Raw genomic sequence first — 20,826 nt, 5'->3', positions numbered from 1 at the left:
GAGATATATCTCGCAGAGCATGGGGCATGCAATCGACAAAACCATTACAGAAAGATACATCGCCCAATACCCGTTGGAAACCATGTTCGAGTACAACAACAAGTTGTTAGACTTACAGCCAAAGGTGACCGAGGAAGATGTCAAGAACATGACAGAAGAGCAGAAAACGGAGATGCTTCTCAAACTATTGGCAAATAAGTAGAATTTCAATCAAAAATGGCAAAAAAAGAAATAACAGGTGAATCTTGGGTCACAAATTGTGACCTCAAAGAAGGAAAACACGGGCAAATCGTCATTTACGACCAGTTTAGTGTTGAATAATTGTACGCAAAAACAGACCCACATGAGACCCTTTGAAGATTTCCAAAAGCATGCCATGAGAGAGGCAATGGACAGAGTGTATTCATGGAAGCAGGAGCATCCAGAAGAATACTCACGTTTCTCCGTGGAAATGACGAAGGTGGAGCGCAACGTCTTCAGTTGCCTTGAACGCATATTTAAGATGGTGGCAGGCTTTGTGCCGACATCCGTTCTTATCGAATGCCGCAAATTACTTACACCAGATTCTGAAGAAGTGCTATCTGCTGATGATAGAGTAGTCGCAGCCAGCAGAGTCGTTGATGAATTGATGGACTTGAAGGGCTATCTGAGATTTGGCCTGTACTCAGAGACAGTAGGGGAAAAAGATGCCACTGGCCCGTCAGAGCAGTTCCTAATAAGGGAGTTTAGTTTGGCTGACAAGGACCAAAGCGAGGTGGACGACGAACACATCTATGTCCCCTACGTGACTGCTCAGGAGTTTTGGGAAACGCTGCCGTCTTTTGTTCAGATGGCAGTATTCACTTTCGGGAAGGGACATTCCGCTGATGAACTTGCAACTCTGTCAAAGAGAATCATGCTATCTGCCATACACGCATTACCTGAGATTTTCGTTAAACTCCGTGACCAAATTCATGCTGGCAGCAATCCCTTGTTGATGTGTACATTGTATTATCTCTGCTACGACCACGGATTACCAAGGAGCGCAATGGCATTGAGCAAGATCAGCCTTGGTGCCAAACAAATCTCCTACATACGTGAGAGTGTCAAGGCTATAGTTGTAAAGCTAATGGAGACAAGTGTAACGAATGCACTTGACAAGAAGGCAGAATGGACTAAACAGATTAAGGACGTTGAAGACACAGAATTAAAACAAGCTATGAAGAATACCCTCGGCAACACTAAGGGTAAACACGGACGCAGAACCTTTCAGCAAGAAGAGCAGAGCATTGATGACATTCTTATAGCCGACGACAAACAAGCATTGAAGGAGGCGATTCTGATGGCTCTCAATGACATGGAACACGAATACGAAACCGCATATATCAAGGCCGCACTCATCCTTTCTCATCATCTCGAACCGCACACTTCCTTTTCCTCATTTCTCCGTGCCATCTGCACTTTCTCTGGCAGAAAGTACAAGTATGACCCTGCCCAAAGGGTTGATACCGTCATCTATCACGATGAAAAGGAGTTCATGACATCCAAGAACTCAAAGTGGCAACGTGGAAGAAGAATTGTGTCGTATCTGACAGAAGTGTTTAGGGCAACGCAAATACAATAGGCAAACAGGGAAAATGATGATTTGTGATAAAAAAAGTGTGAAATAATCGCAAAAAGTTAGGGTTTATTAAGTTTGTTTTATAAAAAAATATCTATCTTTGCAAACAAAACTTTATAAAATTGCACAATTCCTATAAAATACAATTTATATGAGTATCAGTAAAGATGTCATCAAACAATGCCTAATCAGTAAGCAACGTGAGGTGGATGAGGCGGTGATAGTAAATCGTCCCGTTGAATTCGAAGAGAATGGCAACTATGTGATAGTTGGTGTGAGACATGCGGGTAAGTCGTACCTGCTTTATCAGCGCGTGCGTCAGCTACAAGCAGCCGGAATGGGATGGGACGAGATTCTGTTTGTGGACTTTGAGGATGAACGTCTGGCGGAATTCCAGACAGAAGACTTCAACAGCCTGCTGGAAGCCCATTTGGAACTGTATGGTAAGAAGCCGGTAGTGTTTCTGGACGAGGTACAGAATATTCCTCACTGGGATAAGTTTGTGCGCCGACTGGCTGATGCAAAATACCGTGTTTATGTGACGGGCAGCAATGCGAAGATGCTGAGCAAGGAGGTGGCAACCACGCTGGGCGGACGGTTCTTTATCTATGATGCGTACCCATATTCATTCAAAGAGTATCTGGCAGCGCAACAGGTAGAGCAGAAAGAGCATTGGGAGTATGACACTATCCAGAGAAGCGAAGTGAAACGACATCTGACCGAGTACTTCTATTACGGTGGTCTGCCAGAAATCCAGTCGTTTAAGAACAAAAGGGCTATGCTTTCGAGTTTGTACCAGAAAATCTACCTTGGTGACATCTGTGCGCGAAACAACATTAAGAACGACAGGGTGCTGAACATCTTGATTAAGAAGATGGCAGAGAGCGTGAAGCAACCGCTGTCGTATAACAGACTGAAGAATGTGATAGTGTCAACGGGGTCGCCCATCAGTGTGCCTACTACGATAGACTATGTGGATTACGCCTCTGACAGTTGGCTGATACTGCCCATGGAGAACGAGGTCGGGAAGCTGACGGAAAAGGAAATGCAGAAGAAATACTATTTCGTTGACAACGGGTTGCTGAACCTGTTCCTGATGAACTCAGAGACATCACTACTGGAGAACATGGTGGCGGTGGAACTGTGCAGGCGGTTTGGCAAAAAGAATGTGTTTTTCCTGAACGCGGAGAAGGAGATAGACTTCATTGTGCCTGACGAGAAGTTGGCCATACAGGTGTCCTACAGCATCAAGGATGAGACCACTTACAACAGGGAGGTGCCACCACTGGCGAAGTATGCCAAGGCGCACAATGACTGGAAGTGTCTGCTGATTACGTATGATGAGGAGGGCACGGAAGAGGGAATACCCGTGGTTCCAGTGTGGAAGTGGCTGATGTGGGTGTGAGGACATCTAAAGGATGCCGGGACTATGGAATATAGAAGAATATATGGATTTGATAAAGGATTTAGGTATAGAAGTATATAAGGATGCAGCGAGACCGGCTGTATCTGAAGTAGGGGCTGTTGCTGGAAGGACTGTAAAAGCATTACTGGCGCCAATACGTGGTTTCCTTTGGTGTTGGGAAAAGATAGAGGACTACGTTGAGAAAGAGGTGCAAAAGCGATTGGAGAAAGTACCTGAGGAGTCCTGACCCAGAAATAGCTGTGCCCTTGCTACAGTCATTGACTTATACGGCACAGAATGAGACACTGAGGGAAATGTACATCGCCTTGCTTGCTAATTCGATGGATATTAGTAAGGAGAATGTAGTGCATCCATCCTATGTCGACATTATCAAGAAAATGAACAGGTTAGATGCATTGCTCTTTGAGAAGTTATCAAAAAACCGTGGATATGTAATGGCGATTAATCCGAGAATTGCGATTAACGGTACCAACAAGATTTATACAAATGCATTGCCCGAGTGGTATTTGGGATGGACAATTGATGGCTATGACGAGTTTGCCGTATCTGCATCTCTTATTCGTATGAGCAAATTTGGCATTTTAGAATTAATGTATGATAGAACTATTATTGAGGCCAATTATTCAGCTTTGCGACAAACTGCTTTTTTAGAGCAGGTGCTTGATGGATATAAAAATGCGTATCCTCAACAGCAACTCAAAATAGAGACCACAGATAGTGTGGTTTATGTGAATGAATATGGCAAGCAGTTTAGAGAAGCTTGTAGGTAGTCTCTAACTCCAATAATAAGACATCGGAGGAGAGGTTGGTAGATAACTGATTAAGTAGAAAAATGAAGCATTTAACTGGAGTATATTTGACAGACGGCATATCCAAATCGGGTGTAAGGTTCTCTATAGGGGCTTTGGAAGATGCACTATGGCAAGGCTATGGTCGTTGTGTGCCATCAAATATTGAGCATGATATACATCGTCCTTTAGGAGTAACTCGTATTTCAGCATTATTTTTGTCTCATGAAAGCACCTATTTGTTGGGTAACACTTCATTGCCTGAAACGACAGAAGAGAATCGCTGGATGATGGCAGCCAGAACTGACTATCTTAATGAAAAAATGATAGAACGAGTCCTGCGGTATTCACAGGAATTCAACAAAGAAGTGAGTAACTTGGGATTAATGAAGGATGAATGTCGTATGATGTCAAATGGGATTGTGTTGTACGGCTATGATAGCATCGTACTTGATGCATTTCCATTCCTAAGAGGTGAGATTGACAGTGATGGACTTATATATTTAAGCAATCTGCTTCAGAATTTTGAATATAAGGGAGACGGTGTTTTTGCCTCGAAGAAGAACAATCTTTCGGTGTTAGTACATCCTTTTCTAAGACGTTCACTATCCCGTTATAATTGCTTTAATAAGGATTTTCTTAAAGAACTATTTGATTCAAACACCGAAGAGACCCCAGTGAGAATACGGGTTGATTTGGACTATGTGGGATATACGCCATCGTTTAAAGAAACTCAAGAGTTTGACTATTGGTATGGTCCAGAGTATACAGATGACATCAGTAAGATAAAGGAAGGCGTTGCGGCATACGATACAAATAAAACAGAATATCTCTTTAATCAAATAAAGAAAACTGAATTTGTATGGCAAGATAAAGATGGGAAACGTCAGTTTGAGATGGAGGAGGTTACGGACGTTGAGGCACCGACACTGTCAGAAGGAACGTATGCATGCCGATATCTACATTCATTCTATGACACAACAACTGGCATGTTTGACCATTTTGATGGGGCTATACGAAGTTATGACCTTGAGGCAATATGCAGACGGTTAGAAAATCCGATAACAGCGATGGGGCATACTGCAGGATATACCAAGGTTTTCAGGATAGATGGGCCGCTGCCAATCAGAAAATGGAAAAGTCTAATAACTCATTATCTTAGAGGGAATCAGGATATATATAGATATTTTGGCGAAAATGTGCCCTTCGTGGCACAGAAACAGCAGCCTGTAAATCCCCTTTCAAAATATGTGCCGTTTGTACCTAAGAAAGGAGATGGCGTTAGATTGCTATATAGCTATCATACAAAAGGTGAAGAAGGAGTAGAACGACTCTATATAGATTTTGATACATGTCAACTGATGGAGGGGATAGTAGAAACAACAGATTTGATGGCCGTTGATTTGGCGAAGTGTATACGACGTTGTGGAGGAGAAATGGACTATCCAAACTGCCGATACATTAGCTATAGAGACGATTTCCATGATTTACCTGAGATATTTCACGGTGGCAATAATCCTGCAAGTGCGATTGAGAAGACGCTTGAAGGGATAAAGATGCTCTTGAAGGGGCTTGATAGTAATGGTATAGAGGATAGCATTTCTTTCTGCTTATCATGGAATTTAGATGATAGAAAGGTTAAAGTCAGCTTTATGGGAGCAGTCCCCGACATGCTGGCGTGGGTATCTTCACTAGGTGAAATTCAGACAGGTAGGGAGGAATTAAAGAAGTGGCTTGAAACGCAAGCACAATATTATAAGAAAAATGGTCAAGATACTCCCTCGCCGATTAATGCATCCTATATTCACGATAATGGTATTTTTTACCATCGAAGGCGTTTGGTGCAGAAGGATGCTGAATTGAAGGAACTTTATTACAATGATAGAAAGGAACTTTGCGCCAATATTGATTTTAATGATAGCCAGAAAGAGTTATTGGAATTGATGGATAAAGGCGTCATAAGTCCTTCTATGTTTGTGGTTGTAGATAAACTATTGTGTAATGGGAATGAGGACTATCTTACTCATGATGAGATAGCCTGCCTGAATGAAATAGAGTGTCAACCTACGATTCATTTCATGAGTTTAGTATGGACATCGAATAAGAATGGATTGAGAGAATTGTTAATAGCGTAAGAAATATATAACATGAGTAAAACTATATATTATCTAGGTGCTGGAGCCAGCTATGGCAGAAGGGATGATGGTAAAAAGATTTTAGAAGGTATCCCCGTCGTATCGGAGATACCGGAGCAGTTCGCTTTATTCAGAACTTATATAGAGACGGCTGTGATACCTTCTGATAGCGAGATGGTATTTCAAAACACTTACAGGCAGTCTGCATCCAATATAGAATCAGAGAGGCGTGACATGCTCTATGATATTGATCAACTCATTAAAGGAATTCAAGAGCACGCCACTATTGATACATACGCACGTAAGTTGTATCTGACAGGAAGAGAAAAGGAGTTCAATAAACTAAAAGCCGTTTTGTGCGCATTCTTCGTATGGGCGCAACTGGTTTATAAACCTGATGGCAGATACGATACTTTTCTGGCAAATGTGCTGGAAGAGGGGAGCCTGATGCTACCCAAAGGTATCAGTATTGTATCCTGGAACTATGACTCTCAGATAGAGAATGCATACAAGGCTTATAATCATGACGGCAAATTGCCACTATTTGAGAAGAACATCCAAGGAGAATGGCCGAAACTAACGAACAGTGGAAGGATTGTTAAGATTAACGGTTCAGCAACGTTCGAGGATAAGTCTACCATCCAATATATTAAGGAAGATGAGGAGAATATGCCGGCTGCTCTACAGGTAATAGAATTCTATCACGATTCACAAGTTGATACGTCAGGCATAGGCTTGTATTTCAAAACGCATCTGTCGTTTGCTTGGGAAGAATCGCCAAACAATGAGAAAATCAAGACAACCCTGACTCAAACTACAAATGATACGGAAATAGTAGTCGTAATTGGTTACTCTTTCCCCTTCTTTAACAGGGTGACAGATAGAGCTATCTTTAGCGGAATGCCAAATTTGGAGAAAGTGTATGTGCAGGATATCAATCCTGATGCAGTTATACAAGCTATTCACGCAGTGCTGCCGTCGGATAGAAAAGTGAATGTTGAACCTATTAGAAACTGTGGGCAGTTTTACTTGCCCGTTGAATTATAGAGTATAATGACTGGTTTAGATATATTTGTTAGTTTTGTTATTTCATATATAACAGGTAGCATCCCTACCTTGAAGCAAATGCTTTCGGGTGGGGATGATTTGTCTTTACAGGAAAAGATAGACAAATGCTACCAGTTGGCCTTGGAGAAATGGTGCGCAAAAGATGCTTTGAGGCAAAAGATAGCGAAACAAAGGTATTCAAACCTACAAGAATTGACCAGAGTGGCGGAAAAGAATAACGAAGAGGATGCTGCTGCTATTAGGAGTCTTGTAAACCTGTTGGCGGAAGAGCTACGCAAGGAAGAGGAATGCGCACACTTCATACAAGAACTGGCCATCAAGGAGGTGGGAGAGAAAGTTGACCATCTGAGCGCACTGATTAAATCAAATATTGTTGCAAATGGAAATAGTCAGTGGCCGGGGCTGCAAGTACACAAGGCTGTAGAAGGATATATTAGGAGATATTGTTCGTTGGAGAATACACAAGACAGTTTTATCTATTATGCCCTAAAATTGAGAGAAAGGCATTGTCTGGCAGAATTCGTTACCGGCCTTGTAGAAGCACCGACCAATAAATACATTATATACAGCAGTGCTCAGACAGGAAAGACTACTGAATTGAAACAACTCTGCTGGGAATTGCAGGACAGCGGACTTTACCAGCCCATTATGTTGGAGGTGCGAAACAACACCAAACTGAAACGGGCAGAACTACCATCTGCTCGGTTCGAAGGAGGTAAAGAAATGGTCGTGGTTATTGATGCTCTGGATGAGGTGAACGGGCAGAAATATGATGACCTTATTGAAGAAATCAATGGTTATGCTTACGATCATCCTGAGACTAAGATGGTGCTCTCCTGTCGTAGCAATTACAGGAGGGAGAAGGAACTGGAACAGTTTACCGATTTGTTCTTGGAAGAGTTGAGCTATGGAGATGCCAACGATCATATCAACCGTGAACTAGGGGAAGGTAACGGCCTGGTCGCCTTGATCAATGAGAATGAGTTGACAGATTTTGTCAGAAACCCGTTCTTCCTGAATGTATTGATAGCAGCCTACAAAGAAAATAATAAGCAGCTGCCTAAGAACAAGGCTGAGATATATCGTCTTTTTATAGAAAAAAGTCATAGAGAGGAGAAAGAATACAAAAGGGTTAAACTTGCTGTAAGGCATAACTTTGATGATTCTGTAAAGTTGCTTGAAAAGGTTGCTTTAGGCCTGTCACTTCTGAATGTTCAAACATTAAGCAATGAAGAACTGCTGAAGTGCTTAGGTGATAATCAAGACAACGTTATAGAGTGTCTGAGATATGACTTGATACGCTGCGAAAATGGTAGATACTCCTTCAAACATAATGCTTTCCGTGAATGGCTTGTTGCGAATTACCTTAAAAGAGAAGGAATAGAGCGAGCCAAGCAGCTCGCTGCACAACCCACGGGCAGAATAAAGGCTGAGTGGTATAATATCATTATGCTGTGGGTCTCTATGTATGGTAAAGGAGAGGAGAATGATGTACAAGATATTATTAAATGGCTACGCACAGCCAGTTTGGAGCTTATAATCTACATAGACCGTGATATGTTGAGTCCAGCGGTCAGATGCGAAGTGTTTAAGGGGTTGATGCTCGAATACAAATCTTTGGGTATCCGAATGGCCAGTATTCTTACTCAGGATTACAAGAATTTGATAGAATTCGCTAAAAGTAAAGAATCGATAGGTTTTATCATTGATGAGCTGCAGGATGCACCCATAGAAACGGCCTATTTTGCAGACCTTACGTGTCTCTGCTATTTCCTGAACTGGACATGGTTGCAATACGAAAGCAAGGAACTAACCGAGACTCTGTTTGTAATGCTGGAAAATAAGACGAGAGATGCCCTTACGTATGAGAAAAAGCACAACCTCTCTTTCTTGTATATGGACAATGAGTTCTTTGCACAAAAGGAATATCTGGAGCGTTTTCTCGCTATAGTCAACGATTCTGATCATTATGAGGCTATTCGCTCGATGGTGAGACTGATAGACTTGTCAGACAACGTCGACGAATATGTGGATTATATATTGGATAAAGAAAAATATGTTCACAACCAGCAGGAAGGGATAACTACTCATATTGTATCGAGAACGGTTGTTTATAATGCTTTAAGTAAAGTAAAAACTGAAGATAGTGTAAAGAAGATAATAACACATCAATTCTACAACCCCCATAGTTTTTATCGTGACGAGTGGGAAGAGTATAATCAGATGATGAGTAATGTGCTATCATTATTGGCGACCTTTATTAAGAAAGGACAAGAAGATTGTATTCCCTTATTAGAAGAATTCTATGTTAGGCTGTTTAAAGAGTACCACTACCATTTTGACAGAGATGAACATGCCAAAGGACTTTTATCCCTTATAAGAAAGGCATATTGTGACGCAGGATTAAGGGATAGTGGCCGAGAACAATTTTATAAGAAATGTCAGTTGATATTTGAGCAACAAGATCCGAAAGAGACTGAGCATGACAATATACGCAAAACCTTCTTTATGGCAGCCTTGTGGATGACGGTTGATGATGTGAAAGAAGATTTCGGTCATTTTGATAAGACGAATGAATGCCATAAGGCGCAGGCCTCGTGGTATGGAGAAACGCCTTGTGAAGAAGTTGCAGAATATGCAAATGCCCTTTATAAAGAGTTGTTCCCAGTAAATCCCCGTTTTAATAAAAGGAAGGAGCGGCAGCGTGCTTGCTTTAAAGATTTTACAGATTATTCTGTCTTCAAGCAGGAAGTGTTGGAAATGGTGGGAGAGCTTGGCAAATTTGAAACACGCAAGGAGCATTGGAATTATTTGAGACAGCAAGAGGATGGTTATAACCAATATGCCTACAGGTTTATCATGCATTATACTAATGATAATAACCAATATGATTTGGAGGGAATCATAAAAGGCATCAAGAACAAAGAAGTGTATGAAGCCTTCTTTATGAAAGAGATAGAGGAGTTGATTTCAAGACCCAATGACGACTTGGCTGTTACCGATGAAATAATAAAACGCTGTTTGGATACGGCAAAAAGGACAGTAGAAAAAGTAAGCAGAGGGGAACAGCCCTATTATTTCTCGAAAGTGGCCATCTCACTGCTTTTACATGAATATTTTGAGGTGTCCCAAGAAACACTTATGGGGCTTTTGGATTATTCAGACTTTAGTATATCGAAGAAAGGCAAAGACAATTATTTCAATACTGAATATTCGCTGTTCAAATACATTTCTGAGAGAGTTCCTGTCAATACTTTGGCACCAGAGGTTGTCAAAAAACTAAAGAACTTGCCATGCAATTTAAGAAGCAATAGACTTTATAATTTTGCTAATTATATTGTAGAAAATCATATAACCGAAGGCTACAAAGAAGCACTTCGATTTGCATTATCTTCACAAAATCTCTCTGCCAATATTCTTGAGGCGCTTATCAAGGGAAGACTGATGATTGATGAGATAAAAGCAGCAAGTCGCAGTATGAGTATTTCGGATAAGTTGTTTTGCTATACATCCATCCACAGAAACATAGGAGATGATGGCTGGGTAAGACAAGAACTGGAGCCGGAGTTTAAAAACTATACTGGCTATGACTTGAGCAGGGCGGTAAGGTTGTTGATAAGTATGGGAAGTCTGGACGGACTTGACTATCTGGTACGGCATCCGGATATGATGGATCATGGTGAGGATTTCATCTTTAACTATGCGACACCGAACGCCATACCGTCGTTGTGCTATTTTGTAAAGTACTGTCAAGAACATAAGATTGACGGTATTCATACATCAAATAGCATTATAACATCCCTGGAGCGAATAGCTTTATTGAGCGAGGAAGCACTGAAGGAAGTCAAGCAATATCTGAAAGACCTTACAAAGAGAGGTGAAGAATTCAAGTATTTGAACCGCTATATCATCGCTTTTGAAGACAAGTTTTATGAGTCCTATCCGGGAGTCTGTGATATACAGTCTGTTATGGAGCTATTAGGGACAGATGTAAGTGACATTTATCGCGGGGGTGAAGAAAAACGAGATGCGGCTGATGGTAATGATGCCGTTGAGGATATACTTTATATTTCTTACAATTGGGAGAGAAGTTCTCAGCATACGGTAGATTACCTGTGCTATGTTCTAGATACGCATAACATTCCTTACAAGCGAGACAAGAAAGACTGCCCTTATAACGAGAATATCAAGGACTTCATGAATGCCATCAGAGCAGGGAAGCAGGTGATCGTCGTTTTAAGTAGGGCATACTTGTATTCCCAGAATTGCATGTATGAATTGACTGGCATTCTGGAAGATGAGCATTATAAGGAACGGATATTGCCCGTTGTGATGGACGATACTATTCGTAGTTCGTTGTTCTACGCTGATTTGGTAGGGTACTGGAAAGGAAAGAAAGATGAGCAGGAAGAAATGGTGAGGCGGCTGAATGAGATTGACACTAACAAAACCAAGCCCCAAGCTGACAAACTGAAGGTGATAGAGACCATCTATGACAAGATAGATGCTATCAAAGAGTATATAGACTGGACGAATGCGGAGAATCTGGATTCGTTGTGCGCGACACAGTTCAGGTCGATTGTTGAGACAATAAAGGAGCGGGTATGACTCAGGAATAAAGATGGTTAAGAGGTATAATGAGGCGATGGTGTTTATGGAGCGTGAGCACCGTAAACTTTCAAAACACTCTCTGTTAGGGAATTGAACAAATCCTGCTTTTGACTAGAAAAAACGATACAAATCGCTCCATAAAGTGAATAAAATTCACTAAAAACACTAAATTTAGTAACTTTTAAGGGCTATCAGACCTTTGGTCTGAGATAAATTGAGTAATTTTGTGGGCGAATAATAAACATATTGCAATGGCAAGTAACAAAGACCTCAATCGCCTGAAGGTGATACTGGCAGAGAAAAAGAAGTCCAATCTCTGGCTGTCCAAACAGTTGGGATGTGCGCCAACGACTGTTTCTAAGTGGTGTACCAACTCGTCACAACCGCCGTTGGAATCGCTGATGAAGATAACGAGACTTCTTGACGTGGAATTTAAAGACCTTGTCAGGTATGAAGAGCTTGATAATAATGAAGAGAAAGTTGATTCCCAGGCTGAAACAGGGGTGGAAAGTAAACATCCTGAATTCTGACGTTCGAATTATAATACATTTTAATTTGTAAAAGATATGCAGATTCCTCAGTCGGACATATTGTCAACCAACGCCATGAATCGCGTGTTTGACACGACAACGGCAACGTACAAATTCTATTGGCTCTTAGCGTTGCTGGACATGTACGTCAAGGAGCAGAAGGATGAAATGCGGGCTCTCGATGTGGCGGCTCGGATGGTTGCCTACGCTTGGTACCCAACCCAGTATTTCCGATTGTCGTTTGGCAAGGGCGATTCCATGTCGAAGATTATTCCCGATGTGGCTCTGTTAACGGGCATTACGGTAGATGATAGGCTCGAAGACAAGAGTGAAACCATCTCTAATGCCATCTCGGAGGACAGGGAGGTGAAGAAGAGAGTCAAGATTCTGTTGAATAATGTCCCTTTCCGCTTTCAGAAGCCTTGGATTGACACAACCGACGATTCCGAGATGCAACGTCGCAGCTTGTCGTTTGAGAATAATTGTCTGTATTCCCTGACGGGTAATGGTGAAGGGCTTACGGTTACAATCAATCCTCGCTGGAGCAACTACCTAACAACCAATTATGAGGTGCTTCGCGATTTTGCTTTGTGGAATCTTACGTTGTTCTTGCAGTCGAGGAATCCCAACGTGCCGAACATATCCAGCAAGTTGCTTCGTCCAGAAGAACGGGAACCGCTGACCAGACAGAAGAAATTCTGGAACAAGGTCATCGAGATAGGTGGTCCCATCCGATGCATATACAAGGACACGCCGCTTGGAAGGAATGAATATGACCTCGACCATTTCATTCCGTGGAGCTTCGTGTCACACAATCAGATCTGGAACCTGATTCCTGCCGACGGCTCATTCAATTCTTCTAAGAGCAACCGTATCCCCGACCTCGACTACTATCTCCCCAAGATGGCGAAGGTTCAGCACAGAGCTTTGCGCTTGTATATCCCTCAAAGCGGGAAAAGGGACAATACCTTGGACGAGTACTATGCCTTGGGCTGTTCCCCGCAGGACTTGATGCAAATGTCCGACGCGCAGTTTCTGAACGTCTGCCGCAAGATTTTCTCCCCTCTTAGCCAAATGGCTGTCAACATGGGATTCCGAACCCTAAGCCCCCAATAACTATGGAACCAGAGAAGATAAACCATCCCTACCTCACGGCCATCAAGCGCACGGATTTCTCTGTGCCCACGCGATACCTCATGCAGCACAATCTGCTCAGGGGCAAGATTCTCGACTTCGGATGCGGTTTCGGTTTCGATACCGACGAACTCAGGAAGCAGGGCTTTGACATTATCGGCTACGATTATTACTACCGCCCGGACTTTCCGGAGGGGAAGTTCGACACTATCTTCTGCAACTATGTGCTGAATGTCTTGGAACCCTACGCCCAAGCCGAGGTGCTGATGAATGTCGCCAACCTGCTTTCCCCCAAGGGGGCGGCCTACTTTTCCGTGCGTCGCGACCTGACGGAAGAGGGTTTCCGGCTTCATGCCATCCACAAGCAATACACGTACCAATGTAACGTGAAATTGCCGTACAAGAGCCTCGTCGCCAACAAAAGCTACGAACTCTACCAATACAACCATTTCAACAAGCTGCCGCGTGTGGAAGGCGAGAAGTGTCCTTTCTGCCGCCTGTCCCGCCGAGTGGAAATCATCTGCGAAACGGCAACTTGTGTTGCATTCTACGATGGATATCCTGTCTCGCCCGGTCATGCTCTCATCATCCCCAAAAGGCACGTCGCTTCCTACTTTGATCTTACCAACCACGAGCGCGAGGCAATGAACGTAGTGTTGCAATATGTGAAGCAGAAAGTTGACGAGCGTTTCCATCCCGATGGATATAATGTCGGTATTAACATAGGCGTAGCCGCTGGCCAGTCGGTCTTTCACTGCCACATGCATGTTATTCCTAGGTATAAGGGTGATGTCCCCAACCCTAAAGGTGGGGTGCGCGGGGTGATACCAGGTAAACAGAAATATTAGAGTAAAAAGTGTTTATGGAGATTCTTTCACATTTTAGAACCATAGAAGAGCTGACAAAGACACTCTCGCGTGAACAAGGATTGCTGAGCGAGATGTTTGAGAAGCGGAAACTAATGAAGTTTCCTCAAGGGTTGGCTTTGGAACTGGTGGGAGGAAATGAAGCACGACTGAGGAAACTACTGGATTATGGTGTATTGGTGGAAACGGGCAATACAGTAGAGATAGAAAGCGACTACCTCAATTTCTTTGAGGAAGTACTGAATGTGAACGAGGAAATCAGTGTGCTAAGTGTTCAGGAGTGCATCAACACGTTGAAAGAACACATCGGCTATTTTCTGCAAGAGACGAATATCAACCGTAAGGCTGGCTATCAGGATAGCGTGCGGCAACTGCTAAAAAAGACGGGGTTCAGAACGCTGAAGAATGTGGTTGACTTGAAGCGTAATATGGATAATGCGTATAAGCAAGAGCCCAACTATATTATCAAGAAAAAGAAGCTGCAAAACCTAGATGAGAAAAGCCATAGCATCCGCTCGATGATACGCGAATGCGAGAAACTAATGGATACTGAGCACGCATTCTTCCTGATGGCCAACGACCCGCACATGGCCAAGACATGCAGTGATGTAAAGCATGACTTTGTGGAGGCGTACCATGCGCTGATGGAAATAGATAGACAGATTATCGTCTATATCAACCAGATTGAGCAGCAGAACCTGCTTTATAAGAAGATACGCAAACTAAAATATTTACAAGACCAGTTACTCATCAAGACTGATACCAATCTGGTTCAGGTGTTGGAAGATTGCAATCCACTATGGATGGAAGCCAGACAATACAGCAAAATAAGGCTATCTTTGGAAAAGGTGAGGGAGAACGACCAGATAGTGAGCATCCTGAGACGGATAGCCGAGCGCAATGGCTTGAAAAAATCCGCAAGGACAGAGGCCAAACCGCTAACAGACGAAGACTTGCAGGAACACGTTCAGCGGTTGAAGAATGTCGATCCTAATGAAGTATGGAATGCTTTTTCTGCATCTAGCTACAACCTGTTTGACTTTATTCTGAGATACGATTATAAGGCTAAACGTGATATAGAAGACCACGCAGCCCTCTTTTGCCAACTGGTCATCCTACATCCTGACGAATGTAAGATGGCAGGGAAATATGCCACTTATCAAGACATTGAATACCCTATTATCTATGCGAAATAATACTCAACGAATATACGAGCGACTGAACCATGGAGAATTCCTTTCGGTGGACAGTTCTGATACCTCAATCCGTCATCTGTATGAGGATATTGAGGAGAACTTCGATGACTATGCTGATTTCTTTAAGGAGATAGGACTGCAATTGGAGGCAGGCAACGGTTATTTCTTTTTCTCACGTATTGGTGAGGGAAAGCAGTCCATAGAACAGAAGTTGGAGAGTTTTTCCAAATGGCTTGACTATCTGGACTTCCTGAAGACCTACAACCAATCGTTTACGGCTGGCTATCAGTTTCGTAAAAGCCATCTGATAGAGCAGATCAGCCTCGATATTGAACTGAAGGAGAAAGCCGGACACCTCTATAAAAAATATGGTGCAGGTTCCTATTTAGAGATTGTGAACAAACTGCTTCAGGAAATGCAAGGTATGGGATTTGCCGAATGCATCAGCGAACAAGACGAGAGCTTCAAGATTACCTCCGCTTTCCATTATGCCGAGGAACTGGTGAACATGATTCAAATTGCCAACGAAGATGAAATACCTGAATAAGATCATATTTGTCAATAGCGCCAACATACCCTATGCAGAGATTTCTGTGGATGGCAATGTACATTTCACAGGTACTCAGGGTGTTGGTAAAAGTACGGTTTTGAGAGCGCTGCTATTCTTCTACAATGCAGACAAACATCGCCTAGGAATACAGCAGGCTCAGAAGTCGTTTGACGAGTTCTATTTCCGTCAGTCAAACTCGTACATCCTTTATGAGGTGATGCGCGACAATGAGGCCTATACCATACTAGTTAGCCGGTATCAGGGACGAGCATCTTGGCGGTTTATCGATGCTCCTTATCAACGCGAGTGGATTATTGGCGAAGATAAGCAGGTGCTGAGTGACTGGGTGAAGATACGTGAGCGTATCGATAAAAACGTGTCAGTATCTGCAAGGATAGACTCCGGCGTGATGTTTAAGGACATTATCTTTGGCAATACCCACGACAACAAATACGCTCGCTATGCCCTTGTGCAGAGTGCCCACTATCAGAACATTCCACGAAGCATTCAGAACGTCTTCCTGAATACCAAACTGGATGCTGACTTCGTGAAGAACACCATCATACAATCAATGGCAGACGAAGACTTACCCATCGACCTGCAGACCTACAGACGACTGGTGACCGACTTTGAACGAGAATATGACGAAATAGACTGTTGGTTCAGGCAGACACGTGATGGTAACTACCCTGTACGTCAGCAGGCATTGAAGATTGCTGAACAAGGTAGACGAATTGTGGCACTCGACCAGCAATTATTAGACGTGTGGCGTATGCTGAACCATGCTGTAGCAGAGAGTGAACAGAAGATTCCGCTTTTGGAGGCTGAAGCTACAGAATTGAAAATGAATATCGAAAAGGAGCGGAATCGTGAGAAAGAACTGACGGCTGACTATGACGGAGAAAAAGACAAGCTCAATCAAACGTTGGGCGGCAAGAAAGAAAAACTGAAGGAGATAGCGCAAGCACGGAAAGATTTCGAGACCTTGCATATCGAGGAGAAACTGGCTCTGGCCGCCCGTGAGGATACCATCAAGAGCGAAGCTGCTGACAAGCATATGTTGCTGGATGACCTGTTGAAAACACATGCATCGATAGAAGAAAAGTACAATATTGCCAGGGGCAAACTTGAGAATGCACGTATGGCATTTGAAAATGCTCAAAAGGAGGCATACTATCAAAAGCAGGATGCCCTGCAGAAAGAGCGGAAACGTTTGGAGGATGAACGCACCAAGAGCAGAAATGCCATGATGAATGCGTTCAACAATTGGCGTCATGAGTCGGATGACCGCTTTCAGATGCTGCTGGCAGAGCAAAATAGGGCAGACAATGCTGTGAAAGAACTGCGACAGTGGCATCCTAAGGCTGAAAGAACGAAGCAGGTACTGGAGCAGCTACGGCAGTTGGAGGTGACTGAAAAGGGGAACACCGCTCAACAAACCGCTGTCAAGAGCCAGATTTTCCAGCTGACAGTTGAGTATGAGATGAAAGAGGCTGACCTGAAACAAGCCTCTCAGCGTGAGCAGGAACGGCTCGAAGCCAGCCGTGTTCAACACAAAGAACAGATAGCCAAGATTGATGAACTGCTGTCCCATCTGGATGGCTCGTTGTATCAGTGGCTTACCGAGAATGCCGATGGATGGGAAGAGACAATCGGCAAGGTGGTGGACGAAGAACGGATTCTGTATGCAGGGGGGCTAGAGCCTCAACTCGGAGTAGCATCCGACAGTCTGTTTGGCATCAAGCTCAACTTGGACAATGTTGACGCCGTACATCGTACGCCAGATGATTATCGTGCCGAGAAAGAAACATTGGAAGAGAAAGTGCAGCAGTTGAACAGACAACTCGCTCAATTGCCCATCACTTTGCAGGAAGATATATCAAAACTGGGTAAGAAATATGGTGACCTGCTTAAACCGCTTCGTCTGGAATACTCTCGTCTAAAAGTGGAGGAGGAGCAGATTCCCACAAAACGACAGAACCTGCAGAACCAACAGCATCAGTTGGAGATGGAAGGGCAGGAAATGGTTGCAAAGGAAAAAGAGGTTCGCGAACGTGCTTTTAACGATGCCTTGTTGAAAGTACAGGCAGAGAAGGAAGTCCGTGAAAAGAAAGAGACCCAGAATAAAAAGGAACTCAACAGTTTGGATAATGCCTTTAATAAATCTTCAAAAACGCTCGACGAGGAATTGCGGGTGTTCAAGGATTCTCAGAAGGCAGAGGCCTCACATCGCAATCAGGAGTTTGCCAATCAGAAAGCTCAGCTTGACGAACAACAGAAAGCAGAACTGTCCGGAAAAGGCCTTGATGTAAACCTATTGGAGCAATACCGCAAAGCATTGGAGGTGCTTAGGAAATTGCTGGTGCAGATAGACGAAGAGCGCCCCACCGTCATCAGATACCGCGATGCAGAGCAGAACCTGTTTGCAAAGGAACCTGAGATAAAAAAGAGCATCAACGCCATTAATCAGCAACTCGGCATGATGCGCCAGCGATATGAGGACAAACGCACACGCATCGAAAAGAAACGACAAGAACTGGAGGAGAGTCAGAAACAAGTCATCAAAGATTTGATTCATCGCCGCGAGGGATTGAATCTGTATCATCAGGTAGTAGAGAACGAGCACTTGGTGCCCGACGCTTTCCTCTCTGATGACAAGCCGATGGAGTCCCAGCAGGATTGTCAGCAACTGATCAGTCAACTTCGTGGAACGGTGAACCTAAAGCGGGAAACATTGGACCGATTAAAAGACATAGTAATCAACTTCAATCGCAACTTCAAGCCTCAGAATGCCTTCCACTTCAACACCATGCCTGTGACGGACGAGGACTATCTCGAGATAGCCGCCAACCTACAGGACTTTATGGATAATAATAAGATAGAAGAGTTCCGCCGTCGTACCAGCGAGCATTACAAGGATATCCTGGGGCGCATTTCTACTGAGATTGGTGCACTGATGAAACGTAGGTCGGATGTGGACAGTGTGATACTGGATATCAACAGGGATTTCGTGGAAAAGAACTTCGCAGGAGTCATCAAGAGCATTGAACTTCGAGCCAATGAGTCATCAGACCGACTCATGCAGTTGCTCATGTCCATTCATGACTATACCGTGGAAAATGCCCTGTCGATTGGCGAACTCAACCTTTTCTCCAGCGACAACCGCGATGAGGTGAATCGCAAAGTCATAGATTATCTGAAGAGTCTCTCCCATCAGTTGCAGGACGAGCAAAGCCGACCAACAGTTTCACTTGGCGATGCCTTCCGATTGCAGTTCCGCGTCAAGGAAAACGACAATGACACCAATTGGGTGGAGCGTATCAACAACGTAGGCTCCGACGGTACGGACATCTTGGTAAAGGCGATGGTAAACATCATGCTCATCAATGTGTTCAAGAAGAAGGCTGCACGCAAGAGTGGCGACTTCATCATCCATTGTATGATGGATGAAATTGGGCGATTGCATCCCAACAACATCAAGGGAATCCTGCAGTTTGCAAACTCGCGTAACATATATCTTATAAACAGTTCACCCACATCTTATAATCCATACGATTACAAATACACCTATCTGCTAAGTAAACATGGCGTGAAGACCAGAGTGGACAAACTTTTGAAAAGGACAAAATAATTATGGTAATAAGTGCATCCATACAGGCATTGATTTCTGGCGAGCAGGTCCCTAGTTCAAAGTTAAGCAGCAAGTTGCTTGATGAACTGATGGCAGAAGGGTTGCTATTGGTGACGACTCGTGGCTCTCGGAAGTCATATCGTGCCCGTGATATTGAGGCACTGAAAAGATACCTCATTGACAAAGATGAGAATTATCGAATGCTTGATGTTACCGATGCGGATTCCCGTGCTTCAATGGCTGCAGAAACAGGGAATTCCAAGCTTATGATGATTCGCTCATGTCCAGGATTCCCTATCAATAGTTATCAGTCTATTGAGTGTTCGCTTAATGGCGAACCGTTTGTTGTTAATCCCCCTGAAGGAAGTTTTGTGTTTATCGACAATTGGAAACATTTTGTCATTCCTGAGGATATTGTAGTGGTGGGAATAGAGAATATGGAGAACTTCCTTATGATTCGTCAGCAAAGGAAGATGTTTGAGTCTTTGTTAGGAGATAAACAACTACTTTTTGCATCCCGCTATCCCCAATCAACTGATTTGCGTAATTGGCTTCTAACGATTCCAAACAAATACGTTCACTTTGGTGATTTTGATTTGGCAGGAGTCCACATCTTCTTAACGGAATTCCATAAATATCTTGATGAACGCTCCACATATCTTATCCCATCAGATATTGAACAACGGTTGGCTAAAGGATCATTAACTCGTTACAACGAACAATATGACAAATATCATACACTTCAGTGTGATATTCCCTCTTTACAGTCTCTCATAGATATGATTAACAAGCACCACCGTGGATATGACCAAGAAGGATATATTGATAAAAATGAAAAATCAAGAATGATTAGAATATGACGCAAGAAAATAAAGGCCGACAGCTGAAACTGCCACAGTAATAACAAGAGCAAGCCATCATTGCCAACACTTAGCATCGGATATTGACCAATACACTAAAACTGTAATGGATGAAGTGGCCGATAAAGGGGCAATCACAACGAATAATATTGTGGTCCACTTTTGAAAAACCTAATTCGCCAATCGCAATTGGCGAATTAACCCACTAACAACTTCCATTTGATAGCGGTCAAAGTGAAGGCATAAACAATGATGCTATTGTAATTCGTCAGTTGCAACTGACGAATATAGCAAAGAGCATCAAATCTCAATGGTCGCTCGCAAAAATATGAAAATTCCAAGCGATTATGTGCGGTTTTCCGAGCGATGCGGAATGAACAATTTATGTAAGCCGTTAAAATACAAAGAGAAACGTCGCTCGTAAAATTTTT

At 43.2% G+C, this 20,826-nt stretch carries 15 protein-coding genes and 1 pseudogene; 15 read left to right on the top strand and 1 reads right to left on the bottom strand.

Features of this window, described 5'->3' with window-relative positions; genetic code table 11:
* The 15 genes and pseudogenes from HMPREF1640_RS10505 to HMPREF1640_RS10435 form a co-directional block, all read left to right on the top strand.
* Positions 1-202: pseudogene (locus HMPREF1640_RS10505) on the top strand (integrase); the annotation flags it as partial.
* A gap of 141 nt (positions 203-343) precedes the next feature.
* Complete coding sequence (locus HMPREF1640_RS13775; RefSeq protein WP_231565899.1) at positions 344-1,603, top strand: hypothetical protein; 1,260 nt, start codon at positions 344-346, stop codon at positions 1,601-1,603.
* Positions 1,604-1,751: 148 nt separating this feature from the next.
* Complete coding sequence (locus tag HMPREF1640_RS10495) at positions 1,752-3,005, top strand: ATP-binding protein (RefSeq protein WP_036894519.1); 1,254 nt, start codon at positions 1,752-1,754, stop codon at positions 3,003-3,005.
* A 43-nt stretch (positions 3,006-3,048) separates the two neighbouring features.
* A complete protein-coding gene (locus HMPREF1640_RS13540) occupies positions 3,049-3,252 on the top strand; it encodes a hypothetical protein (protein WP_197051511.1) in 204 nt (67 codons plus the stop codon).
* A gap of 13 nt (positions 3,253-3,265) precedes the next feature.
* Positions 3,266-3,796: a DUF4393 domain-containing protein gene (locus HMPREF1640_RS10485; protein WP_231565898.1), complete on the top strand. Its 531-nt coding sequence runs from the start codon at positions 3,266-3,268 to the stop codon at positions 3,794-3,796.
* Positions 3,797-3,858: 62 nt separating this feature from the next.
* A complete protein-coding gene (locus tag HMPREF1640_RS10480) occupies positions 3,859-5,949 on the top strand; it encodes a hypothetical protein (protein ID WP_036894511.1) in 2,091 nt (696 codons plus the stop codon).
* A gap of 12 nt (positions 5,950-5,961) precedes the next feature.
* Positions 5,962-6,996, top strand: coding sequence for an SIR2 family protein (locus HMPREF1640_RS10475; RefSeq protein WP_036894508.1), 1,035 nt, complete (start codon positions 5,962-5,964; stop codon positions 6,994-6,996).
* Positions 6,997-7,002: 6 nt separating this feature from the next.
* Positions 7,003-11,625 (top strand): TIR domain-containing protein, encoded by a 4,623-nt coding sequence (locus HMPREF1640_RS10470; protein ID WP_036894506.1) that lies wholly within the window; start codon positions 7,003-7,005, stop codon positions 11,623-11,625.
* 254 nt (positions 11,626-11,879) lie between these two features.
* Positions 11,880-12,158 (top strand): helix-turn-helix transcriptional regulator, encoded by a 279-nt coding sequence (locus HMPREF1640_RS10465; protein ID WP_022285173.1) that lies wholly within the window; start codon positions 11,880-11,882, stop codon positions 12,156-12,158.
* A gap of 36 nt (positions 12,159-12,194) precedes the next feature.
* Complete coding sequence (locus tag HMPREF1640_RS10460) at positions 12,195-13,274, top strand: HNH endonuclease domain-containing protein (RefSeq protein ID WP_036894503.1); 1,080 nt, start codon at positions 12,195-12,197, stop codon at positions 13,272-13,274.
* A gap of 2 nt (positions 13,275-13,276) precedes the next feature.
* The gene (locus HMPREF1640_RS10455; protein ID WP_036894500.1) at positions 13,277-14,140 is read left to right on the top strand and encodes an HIT family protein; all 864 of its coding nucleotides are present in this window, start codon (positions 13,277-13,279) and stop codon (positions 14,138-14,140) included.
* 14 nt (positions 14,141-14,154) lie between these two features.
* A complete protein-coding gene (locus HMPREF1640_RS10450) occupies positions 14,155-15,354 on the top strand; it encodes a hypothetical protein (protein ID WP_036894498.1) in 1,200 nt (399 codons plus the stop codon).
* On the top strand, positions 15,344-15,901 hold the full coding sequence (locus HMPREF1640_RS10445) for a hypothetical protein (protein ID WP_036894496.1): 558 nt from the start codon (positions 15,344-15,346) through the stop codon (positions 15,899-15,901). The genes HMPREF1640_RS10450 and HMPREF1640_RS10445 overlap by 11 nt, the downstream gene beginning before the upstream one ends.
* A complete protein-coding gene (locus tag HMPREF1640_RS10440) occupies positions 15,885-19,535 on the top strand; it encodes an ATP-binding protein (RefSeq protein ID WP_036894494.1) in 3,651 nt (1,216 codons plus the stop codon). The genes HMPREF1640_RS10445 and HMPREF1640_RS10440 overlap by 17 nt, the downstream gene beginning before the upstream one ends.
* A gap of 2 nt (positions 19,536-19,537) precedes the next feature.
* Positions 19,538-20,395 (top strand): hypothetical protein, encoded by an 858-nt coding sequence (locus HMPREF1640_RS10435; protein WP_036894491.1) that lies wholly within the window; start codon positions 19,538-19,540, stop codon positions 20,393-20,395.
* A 197-nt stretch (positions 20,396-20,592) separates the two neighbouring features.
* On the opposite strand, the gene HMPREF1640_RS13770 is transcribed toward HMPREF1640_RS10435, so the two are convergent.
* The coding region (locus HMPREF1640_RS13770) for a hypothetical protein (protein ID WP_231565897.1) at positions 20,593-20,826 on the bottom strand (234 nt) is incomplete at its 5' end.

The organism is Prevotella sp. S7-1-8, from assembly GCF_000758925.1.
Classification (GTDB): domain Bacteria; phylum Bacteroidota; class Bacteroidia; order Bacteroidales; family Bacteroidaceae; genus Prevotella.
The sequence above is the reverse complement of the archived record's forward strand: the minus strand, read 5'-3'. Positions and strand labels throughout refer to the sequence as shown.

Excerpts from the sequence above, each read along its gene's own strand:
- HMPREF1640_RS13775 (WP_231565899.1), top strand. The coding sequence starts at position 344 with ATGAGACCCTTTGAAGATTTCCAAAAGCATGCCATGAGAGAGGCAATG.
- HMPREF1640_RS10495 (WP_036894519.1), top strand. The coding sequence starts at position 1,752 with ATGAGTATCAGTAAAGATGTCATCAAACAATGCCTAATCAGTAAGCAA.
- HMPREF1640_RS13540 (WP_197051511.1), top strand. The coding sequence starts at position 3,049 with ATGGATTTGATAAAGGATTTAGGTATAGAAGTATATAAGGATGCAGCG.
- HMPREF1640_RS10480 (WP_036894511.1), top strand. The coding sequence starts at position 3,859 with ATGAAGCATTTAACTGGAGTATATTTGACAGACGGCATATCCAAATCG.
- HMPREF1640_RS10475 (WP_036894508.1), top strand. The coding sequence starts at position 5,962 with ATGAGTAAAACTATATATTATCTAGGTGCTGGAGCCAGCTATGGCAGA.
- HMPREF1640_RS10470 (WP_036894506.1), top strand. The coding sequence starts at position 7,003 with ATGACTGGTTTAGATATATTTGTTAGTTTTGTTATTTCATATATAACA.
- HMPREF1640_RS10465 (WP_022285173.1), top strand. The coding sequence starts at position 11,880 with ATGGCAAGTAACAAAGACCTCAATCGCCTGAAGGTGATACTGGCAGAG.
- HMPREF1640_RS10460 (WP_036894503.1), top strand. The coding sequence starts at position 12,195 with ATGCAGATTCCTCAGTCGGACATATTGTCAACCAACGCCATGAATCGC.
- HMPREF1640_RS10455 (WP_036894500.1), top strand. The coding sequence starts at position 13,277 with ATGGAACCAGAGAAGATAAACCATCCCTACCTCACGGCCATCAAGCGC.
- HMPREF1640_RS10450 (WP_036894498.1), top strand. The coding sequence starts at position 14,155 with ATGGAGATTCTTTCACATTTTAGAACCATAGAAGAGCTGACAAAGACA.
- HMPREF1640_RS10445 (WP_036894496.1), top strand. The coding sequence starts at position 15,344 with ATGCGAAATAATACTCAACGAATATACGAGCGACTGAACCATGGAGAA.
- HMPREF1640_RS10440 (WP_036894494.1), top strand. The coding sequence starts at position 15,885 with ATGAAATACCTGAATAAGATCATATTTGTCAATAGCGCCAACATACCC.
- HMPREF1640_RS10435 (WP_036894491.1), top strand. The coding sequence starts at position 19,538 with ATGGTAATAAGTGCATCCATACAGGCATTGATTTCTGGCGAGCAGGTC.